Source organism: Amycolatopsis tolypomycina, from assembly GCF_900105945.1.
In the GTDB taxonomy this organism is placed as follows: Bacteria; Actinomycetota; Actinomycetes; order Mycobacteriales; family Pseudonocardiaceae; genus Amycolatopsis; species Amycolatopsis tolypomycina.
Window position 1 is genome coordinate 915,308 of record NZ_FNSO01000003.1, and the last position, 13,665, is coordinate 928,972.

10 protein-coding genes and 2 pseudogenes are annotated in these 13,665 nt (G+C 69.0%); 11 read left to right on the forward strand and 1 reads right to left on the reverse strand.

The window, feature by feature from the left end; genetic code table 11:
• Positions 1–19 precede the first annotated feature (19 nt).
• The 11 genes and pseudogenes from BLW76_RS10065 (at position 20) to BLW76_RS47675 (ending at position 12,425) form a co-directional block, all read left to right on the forward strand.
• A complete protein-coding gene (locus tag BLW76_RS10065; RefSeq protein WP_091305658.1) occupies positions 20–1,135 on the forward strand; it encodes an archaeosine biosynthesis radical SAM protein RaSEA in 1,116 nt (371 codons plus the stop codon).
• Complete coding sequence (locus BLW76_RS10070) at positions 1,128–2,438, forward strand: cytochrome P450 (protein ID WP_143060593.1); 1,311 nt, start codon at positions 1,128–1,130, stop codon at positions 2,436–2,438. Before BLW76_RS10065 ends, BLW76_RS10070 begins: the two co-directional genes overlap by 8 nt.
• A complete protein-coding gene (locus BLW76_RS10075; RefSeq protein ID WP_167384544.1) occupies positions 2,435–3,718 on the forward strand; it encodes a PLP-dependent aminotransferase family protein in 1,284 nt (427 codons plus the stop codon). The genes BLW76_RS10070 and BLW76_RS10075 overlap by 4 nt, the downstream gene beginning before the upstream one ends.
• A gap of 50 nt (positions 3,719–3,768) precedes the next feature.
• Positions 3,769–4,890 carry a glycosyltransferase family 9 protein gene (locus BLW76_RS10080; RefSeq protein WP_143060594.1) on the forward strand — a complete coding sequence of 374 codons (1,122 nt, stop codon included), beginning with the start codon at positions 3,769–3,771 and terminating at the stop codon, positions 4,888–4,890.
• A 64-nt stretch (positions 4,891–4,954) separates the two neighbouring features.
• On the forward strand, positions 4,955–6,676 hold the full coding sequence (locus BLW76_RS10085) for a carbamoyltransferase family protein (protein ID WP_244170127.1): 1,722 nt from the start codon (positions 4,955–4,957) through the stop codon (positions 6,674–6,676).
• Positions 6,677–6,765: 89 nt separating this feature from the next.
• A complete protein-coding gene (locus BLW76_RS10090; RefSeq protein ID WP_091305663.1) occupies positions 6,766–8,142 on the forward strand; it encodes a GDSL-type esterase/lipase family protein in 1,377 nt (458 codons plus the stop codon).
• Positions 8,143–8,235: 93 nt separating this feature from the next.
• Positions 8,236–8,796: pseudogene (locus BLW76_RS49105) on the forward strand (D-sedoheptulose-7-phosphate isomerase); the annotation flags it as partial.
• Positions 8,797–8,835: 39 nt separating this feature from the next.
• Positions 8,836–10,188: pseudogene (rfaE2, locus tag BLW76_RS10095) on the forward strand (D-glycero-beta-D-manno-heptose 1-phosphate adenylyltransferase); the annotation flags it as partial.
• 14 nt (positions 10,189–10,202) lie between these two features.
• Entirely contained in the window at positions 10,203–11,162 is a 960-nt protein-coding gene (locus BLW76_RS10100; RefSeq protein WP_167384546.1) for an NAD-dependent epimerase/dehydratase family protein, read from the forward strand.
• The gene (locus BLW76_RS10105) at positions 11,159–11,827 is read left to right on the forward strand and encodes a D-glycero-alpha-D-manno-heptose-1,7-bisphosphate 7-phosphatase (protein WP_091305666.1); all 669 of its coding nucleotides are present in this window, start codon (positions 11,159–11,161) and stop codon (positions 11,825–11,827) included. The genes BLW76_RS10100 and BLW76_RS10105 overlap by 4 nt, the downstream gene beginning before the upstream one ends.
• A gap of 397 nt (positions 11,828–12,224) precedes the next feature.
• Positions 12,225–12,425: a hypothetical protein gene (locus BLW76_RS47675; protein ID WP_143060595.1), complete on the forward strand. Its 201-nt coding sequence runs from the start codon at positions 12,225–12,227 to the stop codon at positions 12,423–12,425.
• 244 nt (positions 12,426–12,669) lie between these two features.
• Here the strand turns inward: BLW76_RS47675 and BLW76_RS10110 are convergent, their stop codons facing one another.
• Positions 12,670–13,518 (reverse strand): SAM-dependent methyltransferase, encoded by an 849-nt coding sequence (locus BLW76_RS10110; protein WP_167384547.1) that lies wholly within the window; start codon positions 13,516–13,518, stop codon positions 12,670–12,672.
• Positions 13,519–13,665 lie beyond the last annotated feature (147 nt).

Sequence of the window (13,665 nt, forward strand, 5' to 3'; positions counted from 1 at the left end):
AACGATAGAGGGGGCTTTCATGACTGAGCACGCGTCCGACTCTTCGATGTCGGCGAAGGATCTGCGGCGCCGCATCGGTGAGCTGTCGCTGCGGCTGCGCACCCCAGACACGCAGGCGAAGCCCGCAGAGCCGCGATTCATCGATTTCGATGTGATTCGGCTGCCAAGCGGGACCCTGGCGGGTCGCAAGAAGGTGATCATCATGTCCGGTGGATGCTCCGTGCCGACGTGCACGATGTGCCCCTTCACCAACGAGAACAACTACGGCATCGATGGTGGGACGTCGCGGGAGAGCCTGCTGGAGCAGGTACGGCGAACGCTCGTACGAACAGCGGACGAGCCCGAATATGAGGTGCTGTCCCTCTACAACGACGGCAGTTTCTTCGCGCCGCGCGAGATACCCCGGGACGTGCAGGTAGAGATCGCCCGGGTGGTCGCCGCGGCCGGAGTCCGGCGTCTGGTCGTGGAATCGCTGCCGCAGTTCGTGACCGAGCCGGTGCTGCGCCCCTTCGTGGAGGCGCTGGGCACGGTGCAGCTTGAGATAGGTATCGGGTTGCAGTCCGCGGACGTGCTGGTGCGGGAGACGCTGGTGAACACGCGGATCTCCCAGGTCTCGTTCGAGCGTGCGCTGAAGGTGATGGCTGACTTGGAAGTAGATGCGAAGATCTATCTGATGGTCAAGCCGCCGTTTCTGACCGACGGTGAGGCGGTAGCCGATGTCGTGCGGTCGGTCGACTACCTGACCGGGCTCGGCGTGCAGGGAATGACGCTGTGTCCGACACGGGTGTCCCGGAACACGGTGGCGTGGGAACTGTGGCAGGCCGGCCAGTACACACCCCCGAACCTGTGGACGGTGGTGGAGGCTATCCGCCGCGTCCATGAGCGACTCGCGGTGCGGGTGGCGTGCGTGAATCTGCGGGGGACCGATTTCGAGTCGATATTCCCGGACGCGTGCCCGAAGTGTGCAGACCGGGTGGTGGACGCGCTGATGCGGTTCGGGGAGACCGGTAATCCGGGAGACCTACCCAGGGATTGTGCTTGCCGGCCGCCGCTTCAGGTGGCGGAGCTCAATCATGCGGTCATCACCGCGCGCGCGGCGCAGCAACTGAACATCCTGGAGCGGGCGGGTGTCTGAACGGATCGTGGCACCTGCGATGGGCGGGCCACCGCCGCGGTACCCGTCGCGGGGCTTCGACAAGGACCCGTTGGGCGTCATCGACCAGGGGCTCCGTCTGTGCGGGCCGATATTCCGGATGACGGTCGACGGAGCCGAGACAGTGCTCGTGGGCACCTCGGCCGGACTGGGAGAGCTGTTCGCGGCCGAACGTGGCCGCTTGGCGGTGCTGAACACCGCACTCGTTCATGACCTGTTTGGCCGGGCGGTGTTCAACCTCGCCGATGACGGCCACGCCGAAGCTCGGCGCCGGCTGCGTACTGCCCTCTCCGGCCGGGCCTTGTCCGGCTACGTTGTGCCTTTGCTGGAGGTCAGCGCACCGGTGTCGATCCGGTGGGCGGAGCAGGGCGTCGTGGATCTGTGCGCGGCGGCGCGTGAAATCACCCTCGCCATGAGCACCCGAGTACTCCTGGGCATACGTCCCGATGAGGTCGACGCGGATGAGTTCGCCACGGACTTCGGGCGGTTCGTCGCGGCCACCGAGGTGCGGCCTGGACGGTGCCGGTTCGCGGCGGCCCGATACTGGGCTGGGCGCAGGGCTCGGCGGCGGCTGCATGCTCTGTTCGCCCGCCGCCCGGTCTCCGCCTTGGCGGGCGTGGACCCGGGCTCGGCGCTGCCGCGTTTGTCTTCCGCGTTCGAGAACGCGCCGACGGAGGCAGGTTTGCTGACCGACCATCTGCTGGCGCTGCTGATCGCGGCACGGGAGACGACGGCGAGCCTGATCACCTGGTGCCTGATCGAACTAGCTCGTCACAGTGAGCACGCCGAGCGTGCGGTCCCGGAGGCGCACGCCGCAGTGACGGAGCCGAGGTTGCTGGTGCGGCGAGACGCCCTGCCAACCCTGCGGGCTGTGCTCGCCGAGACCCAGCGCCTGCATTCGCCGAACCTGCTGTCGATGCGGGAGGCAGTGTGCCCGATCGAGTTGGGCGGCTATCACGTCCCGACCGGGATGCGGGTGGCCTACACCCCGTCGGCAGGGCACTTCGATCCCGAGGTGTTCCCTCAACCGCACGCGTTCCGGCCCGACCGGTTCCTGGCCGGGCCAGTTCCTGCGGTGCGGCTGTGGGCGTTCGGCGGCGGGGCGCACGCCTGCCTGGGCCGGCCGCTCGCCGAACTCATGACCGTGACCGCGCTGGCATGCGCCCTGCACCAGGGCTTCCCGCGGCTGCCTGGAGGTCCTCCCGGCCAGCTGCGCTACCGGCCCGCCAAGATCCCCTTCGCCCCCGTGCCGTTCGTCCTCGAGCGTCAGGAATCCGCTCTATGACCCGCATACCGCCCGATGTGCTCGCCATTCTGCGGCAGGTGGCCGCCCACCATGAGACCGGTCGGCAGCGACTGCACCTGGTGCCGAGTGAGAACAGGCTGTCGCTCGCCGCCCGCGTGCCACACCTGATGGAGGCTGCCATCCGGTACGCCTTTCCCGGCCCCGAGGGCGGCGGGGAGAACTGGGCGTGGCCGGGTCGGCAGGACCTGGTCGATATCGAGCGGGCTGTGGCCGTCCGGCTCGGCGCCCAGGTGGGTGCTCGGCACGTGAACCTTAAGCCCGTGTCCGGGGTGTCGGCGCTGACGGTGGCGCTCTCAGCCTTGGCTCACCCCGGGGATGCGGCGTTCAATCTGGCGGAGCGGGACGGCGGACACGGCTCGACTCGCTCCATCGGCACCCGCCTGGGGCTCGTGATGAAGGACCTGCCGGTCGCCCCGGCCACCTGCATGCTCGACCTCGATGCCCTCGCGCAGCAGCTCGGCGGCGGCCCCGGACCACCGCTGGTGTACCTCGACGCGTTCATGTGCCTGTTCCCCCTGGACCTTGCCGGCCTGCGGGACGTGGTCGGCCCCGACACGGTGATCCACTACGACGCCTCCCACACCCTGGGCCTCATCGCGGGCGGCGCCTGGCAGAACCCGCTCGCCGAGGGCGCCGACAGCCTTGGCGGTTCCACCCACAAGACCTACCCCGGCCCGCACAAGGGGATCTTGGCCACCAACGACGCGGAACTGGCTGCCCGATTGAATGAGCACGCGTCCCACTTCGTCTCTCATCACCATCCCGCGGACGTTGTCGCCCTGGCTGTGGCCGCCACTGAGATGGACGCGCGTGGCGCCCGGTACGCGCACACCACGGTCGCCAACGCGCGCTGCCTCGGCACGGCTCTGGCCGAGCGCGGGTTCACGGTGTGCGGCGAGAAGGCCGGATTCACAGACTGCCATCAACTGTGGATCGACATCGCGCCGCTGATGGACGCCGAGCAGGCGTCCCAGCGACTGGTCCACGCTGGCATTGTGGTCAACGCGATCCCCCTGCCGCACGTCGCTGCGCCCGCGGGGCTGCGCTTGGGCCTGCAGGAGGTGTCCTGGGCGGGGATGGGCGCAGCCGAGATGGACGAGTTGGCCGACATTTTCACCGCGGTGCTGCGCGACGGCCAGGACTCGCACGCCGTCGCGGCACGGACCCAGGCGCTGGTGGAGGCGTACCGCCCAGTCGATGAGGAGGAGCAGGTCCTGCGTGTGGCGCTGGCCGCCGCCGGAGTAGGGGGCGTGGTGTGATCCCGAAGCGAATACCGGCAAGGGGCCTCTTTCTCGGCCCCGTGCACACGATGAACACGTTCGTGATCCGCCCGGACTGCCGGGACTTCGTGGGCGGGATGCCCTGTCGGCACTCGCGGCCGTGCCACGGCTGCCCGCACCACGACCCCGTGAACTACCGGGTGCTGATCGTGATGCTCGGCCTGCTCGGGGACATGCTCATCGCCTCCCCACTGCCCGCCCGGATTCGTGCCGAGCGACCCGGAGCACACATCACCTGGCTCGTAGACGAGGCGTGTGCCCCGATCCTGCGGATGAACCCCTACGTCGACGAGGTTCTCATCCACGACTGGGAGGCCGCCGCCCAGCTGCCGTCCCGCCGCTTCGACGCCGTCTACTCCTTCGAACGGACCCCGTCCGCCGCAGCGCTGGTCGACCGCATCGACGCCGGGCACAAGGCCGGGCTCGCCTTCGGCGGCCCCCAGCATTCCCTCTATCCGATGGGAGAAGCCGCCGTCCAGTTCTTCCGGCAAAACACCTGGAACGACTACCGCACCATTACCAATACCCAGACGTGGACAGAGCTGTACTTCGCCGTCGCCGGATACGAGTACGCGGGCGAGCCGTACGTCCTGCACGTGCCGGAAGCCGCCCAGCGGCGCGCGGAAGGGCTGCTCGGGGAGCGGACCGGCCCGCGGATCTGCCTGAACCTCGGCGGGTCGCTGCCCACGAAGCTGTGGCCCGAGCGGTACTGGGCCGAACTCGCCAACGCCCTGCTCGACCAGGACGCGCAATTGGCCCTCCTCGGAGGTCCCACCGACCGGGACGCGTGCGAGGCTCTGGTGCGGCACCTGCGGATGCGGGGCGCCGACGAGACGCGTGTGGCGTACGCCCCGCTCAGCCTGGAGGAATCCGCGGCGCTGCCGGGCCTTGTCGACACGGTGGTGACCGGCGACTCCTTCGGCTTCCACCTCGCCCTCGCACACGAGAAGCCGACCGTGTTGCTGCTCGGGCCGAGCAACGGCGCCGAGGTGATCCCCAAGCATGTCGAGCACGTGACCGCGTTGCGGTCCACGTTGCCGTGCTCGCCATGCGCCCACCAGGTCGCCTGCGGCGGAGTCGGCGGCTGCATGGACACCATCGACCCCTCGGCCGTCATCAAGGCGACCCTCGACCACCTGACCACAGCCTGAATCCCGCCACCACCCCGCGCGGCGGTGGCCATCGCGAGAAGGACGGAGCACACCGTTGGGAATCGTGCTGGGCTTGGGCGGCCCCTACTATCACGATGCTTCCGCCTGCGTGGTCATCGACGGCCGTATCGTCGCCTTCGCCGAGGAGGAACGATTCTCCCGCCGCAAGCACCACAAGGACTCCCGGTCCTGTGCGGTCGCCACGGCGTACTGCCTCGCAGAAGCCGGCATCAGCCTGGCCGACGTGGACGAGATTGCCATCGCCTTCAACCCCGCCTGGCCCGAGCCCAGCGACACCTGCACGGACGCCGAACTCATCGCCGAGCTCCTCGACCCCACCCTGTTCGACCACCACCTGCCCAAACAACTGACCGTCATCGAGCACCACCTCGCGCACGCCGCCTCCGCGTTCCACCCCTCCGGATTCGACGAGGCCGCCGTGCTGGTCGTCGACGGCTCCGGCGACGGCATCTCCACCACCCTCGCCCACGGCACCACCAGCGGCCTCAAGATCCTGCGGCAGCGGCCGTTCTCCCAGAGCCTCGGCTGGTTCTACGAGACCGTTGCCGAGCACCTCGGGCTCGGCAACTGGACCAGCTCCGGCAAGCTGATGGGACTGGCCGGATACGGCAACCCCGACCGGTACACGCTGGACTTCCTCACCCCCAGCCCCGGCGGCTACCACCTCGACCTGTCTCGCTGGGGCATCCGCCCCGACGAGCAGGTCGACGACCAATACACGGATCTGCGCTACTACCGACGCCTGAAGGCCGCCTACACCGCCGCCTACACCGACCTCGGCATCGCGCCCCACCGCCGCGCCCGCACCTACAACCCGACCAGCGGTCGTGCCGTGCCCGACACTAGTTTCCATCCCGAGCACGCCGATCTCGCCGCCGCCGCGCAGCACCTGCTGGAACAGTGTCTGATCGAACTGGCTCGCGAAGCCCTCGCTACGACCGGTGCCACCCGCCTGTGCGTGGCCGGCGGTGTCGGTCTGAACTGCTCGGCCAACGGCCGCCTCGCCGCCCTCCGTGGTGTGGACGAGCTGTTCGTCCAGCCCGCCGCCGGGGACGCCGGCTGCGCCATCGGCGCGGCACTCGAGGTCGCGCTGCGCCGCGGCGACCTGGCGCTGCCCGGCCACGTAATGACCACCGCCGCCCTCGGCCCCGCCTTCAAAGAGGCTGCCATCCAGGCGGCACTGACCGACTTCGGCATGGCCTTCCACGACCACGGCGACGACCTGCCCGCCGTGGTCGCCGAGCACCTGGCGCTCGGCCACACCGTCGCCTGGTTTCAGGGCCGTATGGAAGCTGGCCCCCGCGCCCTCGGACAACGCAGCATCCTCGCCGACGCTCACCGCACCTCGGCTCGTGACCACATCAACCGCCACGTCAAACACCGCGAGGAGTGGCGACCACTAGCCCCCGTCCTGCTGGAGGAAGCCGCACCCACTCTGATCGGCACCAGCACGCCGCATCCGTTCATGATCGTCGCCCGTCCGGCCACCGATGCCGCCCGGGAACTGATCCCCGCCACTGTGCACACCGACGGCACACTGCGCCCGCAGACCGTCACTCGCGACGGCACCGACCCCTACGCACGAATGCTGGCGTCCTTCGCCGAGCAGACCGGCCGCCCGCCCGCGTTACTGAACACTTCCTTCAACCACGAGGCCGAGCCCATCGTATGCACGCCGCGCGATGCAGTCGCCACTTTCGCCGCGACACGCCTGGACGCGCTTGCCATCGGGTCGTTTCTCGTCCGCAAGGACCGGGGGAGCTGACCGTCCGAACCTGCCCGCTCACGACCGGTACCGTTATGGGCCAGCCCAGACCGTCATCCGCATCCACCGAACAAGGACCTCAACTCACGATGACCAGCACCGAACCCGACCTGTCCGTCGCCCACCGGCTACGCGCCGAACATGGTCCTGCGCTCACCCTCGGGTCCGACTGCGACCTGCCCGACGACCTCGTCGTTGAGATCGACGCCGGCGCCCACCTGACGATCGGCAACCAGGTCTCCATCCGTCGTGGGTGCACCATCCAGGTCCATCGCGGCGCCACGGTCGCCATCGGAAACGACGTCGCCATCGGAGAGAACAGCTTCATCTCCGCCATGGCCGGCATCCGACTGGGCGACGGGGCTGCCCTGTCGAACATGGTCGACTTGCACGACCACAACCACCGCGTGCGATCCGCAGACAACGTGCCTACTGGGCAGCTCGTGCCGTGGGCATCGGGGTTCGAGGCCGCGCCGATCATCATCGAGCCCGGCGCGATCCTCTCCAACAAGGTCACGGTCACCGGCGGCATACGGATCGGGGCGAACGCCCTGGTCGGAGCGAACGCGGTTGTCACTCGCAGCATCCCCCCCAACACCGTCGCCGCTGGCGTCCCAGCCGGCGTCCGCCGCAGCTTCGACGGCGCTCCCGTGGCGGGCGAAGACCGCCGCACGCTGACCGTCGGGTTCTTCGGCACGAGCATCATGGAGCACCTCGAAGCGTTCAACGCGCAGATGACCACCCAGGCCGATCTGCCCGAGATCGGCTCCAAGGTCACCATCGAGGGCTGGCACCAGCGTGGGTGGGTACACCGGCTAGCGCTGTCGCTGCGCGCCGCCCGACCGCACATGAGCTTCGACATCCGCAACCACGGCGAAGGCGGCGCCACCAGCCGGGACGTTGCCTCCCTAGTGGAAGCCGACCGGGCGACCAACGGCCTCGACTACGATCTAGTGTTTCTCGGCTGCGGCATCAACGACGTCTGGCGACGCTTCCAGAACCGAATGTCCGAAGCGGTCGACCTCGACGAATACACCCGGCACCTGAACACCATGCTGGAGCAGCTTCGCGACTACTCCCGCCAGGTCGTCGTCGTCAACGAGACTCCCTTTGGACCCATCGACGCCCCCGAGATCGTGGCGGCGATGAACGCCGAGCTTGCCCGCTACAACACGGCCGCTCAGCGGGCCGCCGCCGCGCACGGCGCGCTGTTCCTGGACGTGTGGACTCCGTTCACCGCGGCCGCGCGCCAGCTGCCAGCCGGTAACGAGGCCGGCGCGGTGTGGAGCGACGGCGTTCACCTTTCGGAGCTCGGCGACACCGTCCTGCTCCAGCAGGCCGAGCATCTCCTCACTGAACACCGGGTCATCGACAACCTCCAGGATTACCCTCTCCTGGAGCGTGACCGCGCCCTCACCGCATACGGTCCGCTGTTCGCACGGTTCCGGCCCGCGAACGACGCCTGACATCGCAGGGTGCCGGCGTTGGTCGGCCATCGTCGGCACCCGGCCATCGTGACGACCAAGTCTGCCCTGCTGCTTCGAGGGGAGTCGACCATGATGACGTCGGGCCGCGCGCATGTACAAGCGCTCGCCGCTGCGTTACCCCTGCTCGACACCGACCGTCTTCAGTCATGGGGACGCGTCCTCGCTGACCGGCTGCCCGCGGGCGGGCGGCTGCTGGTCGCGGGCAACGGCGGCAGCGCAGCCGAGGCCCAGCACCTCACCTCCGAACTGGTGGGCCGCTTTCGTACCGAGCGGGCGCCCCTGTCCGCCATAGCGCTGCACGCGGACTCCTCCTCGGTGACCGCCATCGCCAACGACTACGGCGCCCAGGAAGTCTTCGCCCGGCAGGTGAGCGCGCACGGCCGGCCCGGTGACGTCCTGCTACTCCTGTCGGCCTCCGGCTCCAGTCCCAATGTGCTCGCCGCCGCCCGCACCGGCCGGGAACGCGCCCTGGACGTCTGGGCTCTGACAGGCCCTGCGCCCAACCCGCTGGCCGAGGCCAGCGACCAGGCGGTGTGTGTGGACGCCGAGCAGGTCGCGACAATCCAGGAATGCCACCTGGTCGCCGTGCACGTACTCTGCGCGGCCCTCGACACCTCCCTCGCCACGCCGTCCGAGGAGAGGGAGGCGGAGGGCGGGCGGCGGCTGGTGGTGGTCGGGGACGTGCTGCTGGACCGCGACATCCTCGGCACCGTCGACCGACTTTCCCCCGAGGCCCCGGTGCCGGTTGTCAGTGACACCCACGCTGTCGACCGGCCGGGCGGCGCCGGACTTGCTGCCGTCCTGGCCGCCCGCGAACCAGGTTGGCGGATCACCCTGGTGAGCGGTATCGGCCAGGACGCTCCCGGTCGGCGGGTCCGCGAACTGCTTTACCAGGCCGGAGTCGAGGTCATCGACCTCGCCACCGACGGCCCCACCCCGGTCAAGACCCGCGTCCGAACCGCCGACAGTACCCTGCTCCGCTACGACACCGCGCAAGCCCCGCTGCGCCTCGGCCCGCTCCCGGACGAAGCCCGCTCCCGGCTGGCCGAAGCTGCGGCCGTGGTGGTGTGCGACTACGGCCGCGGCATCACCGCCCACGACGAACTAAGGCGGGCGCTGACCGACGCGGCCCGCCATCGCCCGCTGGTGTGGGATCCACACCCCAAGGGCACCGCGCCGGTACCGGGGACAGCCCTGGCCGTCCCGAACGCGGATGAGACCCTGGCGCTGACCGGCATCGCCGAGCCCCGAGACCTGGCCGGAGATACAGCCCGCGCCACACGGCTGCTCGCCGAGTGGCCGGTCAAGCAGGTCGCCATCACTCGAGGCCGCGTCGGTGCGGTCCTGGTCGCCGACCCCAATGCCCATCCTCTGGTCATCCCTGCCCGGCCGGCCGCTGGAGACAGCTGCGGGGCCGGTGACCAGTTCGCCGTCACAGCAGCCGTAATGCTCGGTGCCGGACGGTTGCCGTCCCACGCCGCCGCAGCAGCCGTCGAAGCCGCGACCGGTTACGTCCACGCGGGCGGCCCCGCCAGCCTCCACGCCCCGCGGGCCGCCGAGATATCCGGCCCACTGGAACTGGCTGCGCGGGTACGGGCTCGCGGCGGAAAGGTCGTCGGCGCCGGCGGCTGTTTCGACCTCCTCCACGCCGGACACCTCGCCCTCCTCGCCCAGGCGCGCCGCCTCGGTGACGTCCTCGTGGTGTGCATCAACAGCGACGCCTCAGTCCGTCGACTCAAAGGAACCGACCGACCGGTCGTCGGGGAACGCGAGCGCGCTGCGCTCTTGGAGGCGCTGGAGTGCGTGGATGGTGTGCTCGTCTTCGACGAGGACACCCCTGAGCGGGCGCTGTCCGAGCTCCGCCCCGATATCTGGGTCAAAGGCGGGGACTACGGAGGTCAGCGGATCCCGGAAGCTGACTTGATCGAAAGCTGGGGCGGCAAGGTCGTCATCGTGCCCTACCTTGACGGCCACTCCACCACCTCCCGCATCTCGAGGCTTGCCCAGGCGACAGGCGCGCGATGAGCCCACACGGCGAGGTGCTGATCACCGGCGCGGCCGGGTTCATCGGCCGGCACACCACCAAGTCGTTCCACCGCGCCGGATACCGGGTCACCGCCAACGACCTGCGCCCGGCACCCGATCACCTCGCCCACGCTGCCCGCTGGCAGCGCGGCAACTTCGCCGCTTCAACCCTCCTAGCCGAGATCGCGGCGGGCCGCTACCAGACCGTCGTCCACCAGGCCGGCATCAGCAACACCCGAGCCCCGGCAGGACCCGAGCTCGAGGAGACCAACACAATCGGCGTGCTCCGGCTGGCCGACGCTTGCCGAACCGGCGGCACCCGGCTGATTTATGCCTCCTCACACGCCGTCTACGGCACCCTTCACGATCGCGAGCCGATCGCCGAAGACGCGGACACCGACTCCGTCCGCTGCTCCGGCCCGCTGAACCCGTACGCAGCCTCCAAGCTTGCCCTCGACGAAGAAATGCGTGCTCGCCACGACACAGGGTTCGACTGGGTGGGGCTGCGCTACACCAACGTCTTCGGCCCTGATGAGACCGACAAGGGCCCGATGGCCTCGATCATCTCCCAGCTCCTGCGCTCGGCCGCTCGCACAGGTCAAGTTCGTCTCTTCGACGACTCCTTGACCGCCGCCCGCGACTACATTCCCGTCGAAACTGTCACCGCCACGATCGTCCAGCTCGCTGAGCAGCCGGTGCCCGCCGCCGTCTACAACCTCGGCTCCGGCTTTGCCGTGTCCTTCGCGGACGTCGCGTCATGGTGTGCCCGCTTGTACCGCCAGGCGACCGGGACGCTATCGCTACAGGTGCAACTGGTGCCGAACGCGGTCACAACCGCCTACCAGTACTTCACTTGTGCGGACATGACCGCACTCGACAAGGCTTTGCCTGACCGGCCGACCGTCTCAGCCCTGTCCATCGAAGCTCGTGCGGCCGAACTGTTTGAGACTTTTCTCAGCTGCGAGTCGGGATGACCGCAGCCGCAGCCGACGCCGGCCCGCTGCGGCGGGCATTGTTCCTCGACCGCGATGGCACGCTTACTGAGCCCCGTCACTACCCAACCCGACCTGATGAGCTGGTCCTTCAGCCGGGAATCGCACCGCCGCTGCGCGCGCTTCGAGAGGCGGGCTTCGCCCTGGTTGTCGTCACCAACCAAAGTGGACTGGCTCGAGGGCTGTTCCAACAGGCCGACTTGAACCTGATGCATCAGGAGCTCCGACGGCTCCTCGCTGACCATGGGGTTCAACTCGACGGAGTCTACGTTTGCCCCCATCACCCGGACGGCACCATGCCACCCTTCGGCGTGATCTGCAAATGCCGCAAGCCCGCGCCCGGGATGCTCCGCCAGGCCGCGCAGGACCTCGATCTTGACCTCTCCGAGTCATGGACGATCGGCGACTCCGCGTGTGACATCGGCGCCGGCCGCCGAGCCGGAACCCAGACTGTGCTCGTCAGCCCACAGCCGTTGGCCGCTGTAGCACCGGACGTGCATCGGGTGACTACCGCCGACGCGCTGTATTACGTCCTAGCCACCTCCGGCCCGGTTCGGAGCCGGTCATGTGTCGGGCACTCAATGGTCACCGGTAGGTCCACGGCGACCAAGCCCCTCGATACGTTTCTCATCATGCGCAGGCCATAGGCGTCACGGATAGAACGCTTGAGGCCCAAGTCGCGATGTCGGAAGAGACGGGCAGGGTTACAGCTGGGCAGCTGGCCACCGCTGCCGCGGTCGGCATCATGCTCGGCCAGCGAGGCCGTGGCGCTCCCGTCGCCGTCCTGCGCGGCGTCTCCTACGGTGCCGGGCGACGAGGGCGTAGCCGCAGTGCTTCACCACCGGCCGTGACAACGGCCCGCCGACGCCGCCCAGCATGCCGATCTGAGGGCTGCGCGTGACCGCGCAGACCTGGCGCGGGGTCGGCGCGCGTGCGCACCACGGCAGGTGGCGATTAAGATCGGCATGCCAGGGAGGGCCTGCACGCATACTGACGACTCAGTTCTGTGCTGGCACGAACACGACTGTCGCACGGGGAGTCGCGATGGGCACGGTCCTGCATGTCATGCGGTATTCCGACCGGATCGGTCAGCGCAGCGTGCCCTCAGCACCAGCTGGTTTCGCGCGCCGCCGGCGGCGTGGCGTCGTTCGTGTTGCCCAGGTGCGGTACTGGATGCGACTGAGGTTGCCGCTGGTGTTCGGGGCCAGGCCGGCGACGAGCGAGGCCAGCCGCGGCGACGGCTGAACCGGTCAGGCTGGCTCACGCCGAGCGTCGGGCTGCAGTGCACCGGATAACCCGCCGCGTCCCGGCGCCGGAGATTCACGACGACGAAGGTCCTGGCCGAAGAATCCCCTGCGGTACAAGGGAACCCAGCATTCTTCCCTGGCTTCTTGCGACGGTAGGCAGTCGGGGTCGTTCGCGCGGCGACGCGTCCGTGGTCAGTATGTCGTCGGCGACCACCGGTGCGGTGGCTGGCGCCGTGTTTCGGTCAGGGTTTCCGCCCGACTCCGGCCAGCATCACGGCCTCGCTGGGGTCCGCGAAATTGATGACGGGTGTGTCGGGGCCGCTGTCCTCGGGGTGCCAGGACGCCGTCCACGTGACGCCGGGCTCCAGTAGCGCGAAGTCGCCGAACAGCGCGCCGAACTCCGCTTTCGATCGCAGCACGTGTTTGCTGACGTCGTTGTCGTACATCTGGATGATCGCGTGCAGTTGGGCGGCGATGTCCTCGGGCAGTCCCTCGTGGGTGATCTGGGACAGCACCAGATACGAGCGTGCCGGCAGCAGGTTCCGGTATTGCGCGATGGCTTCCGGGCCCGCGTCCCGGCCGTCGGGGCCGGTCTGCTGGATGTGCGGCACCGCGGTGACCAGCAGGGCCAGCGGTTCGTCGAGGTTGACCACGCCGGTCTCCGCGACAGCGGCCCAGAGTCCGTCGGGATCACGGAGATCACCGTGGATCACCGCGTGGCGGGTGGGATCGCCGTGCTGTTCGAGCAGGATCCGGGAGTGCGCGACCGCGACGGGTTCGTGGTCGATGTAGACAACGCGGGAGTCAGGGGCGACCTCGTCGGCGATCTGGTGCACGTTGCCCATCGTGGGAACCCCGGAGCCGATGTCGACGAACTGTCGCACGCCGCGGGCCACCAGGTGCCGCACAGCGCGATGCAGGAAGGCGCGGTTGGCTCTGGCGCAGTACATTCCGGCGGGAAACGTTGTGAGGACCTTCTTGCCGAACTCGCGATCGATGGCCCAGTTGGCTGTTCCGCCGAGGTACCAGTCGTAGACCCGAGCCACGCTGGGATGCTCCAGGTCCACCCCCGGCAAGGCTTCTTCCGCCATGCTTCCTCCCGACCGAATCGACCCGATCATATCCATGTCGGCGATCGCGCCGAATTGCCGCGGCGCTGACGTGCACGTCGGGCTCGACTGGCTTGGCGCCCCTGGGAATTGCACGTCCGTGGCGGGTAGTCCGGCCGATTCGGAACG

What these genes read in the sequence shown, in the direction of transcription:
- BLW76_RS10110 (WP_167384547.1), bottom strand. Translation starts at nt 13,518, where the DNA reads ATGGCGGAAGAAGCCTTGCCGGGGGTGGACCTGGAGCATCCCAGCGTG.
- BLW76_RS10105 (WP_091305666.1), top strand. Translation starts at nt 11,159, where the DNA reads ATGACCGCAGCCGCAGCCGACGCCGGCCCGCTGCGGCGGGCATTGTTC.
- BLW76_RS10075 (WP_167384544.1), top strand. Translation starts at nt 2,435, where the DNA reads ATGACCCGCATACCGCCCGATGTGCTCGCCATTCTGCGGCAGGTGGCC.
- BLW76_RS10065 (WP_091305658.1), top strand. Translation starts at nt 20, where the DNA reads ATGACTGAGCACGCGTCCGACTCTTCGATGTCGGCGAAGGATCTGCGG.
- BLW76_RS10090 (WP_091305663.1), top strand. Translation starts at nt 6,766, where the DNA reads ATGACCAGCACCGAACCCGACCTGTCCGTCGCCCACCGGCTACGCGCC.
- BLW76_RS10080 (WP_143060594.1), top strand. Translation starts at nt 3,769, where the DNA reads ATGAACACGTTCGTGATCCGCCCGGACTGCCGGGACTTCGTGGGCGGG.
- BLW76_RS47675 (WP_143060595.1), top strand. Translation starts at nt 12,225, where the DNA reads ATGGGCACGGTCCTGCATGTCATGCGGTATTCCGACCGGATCGGTCAG.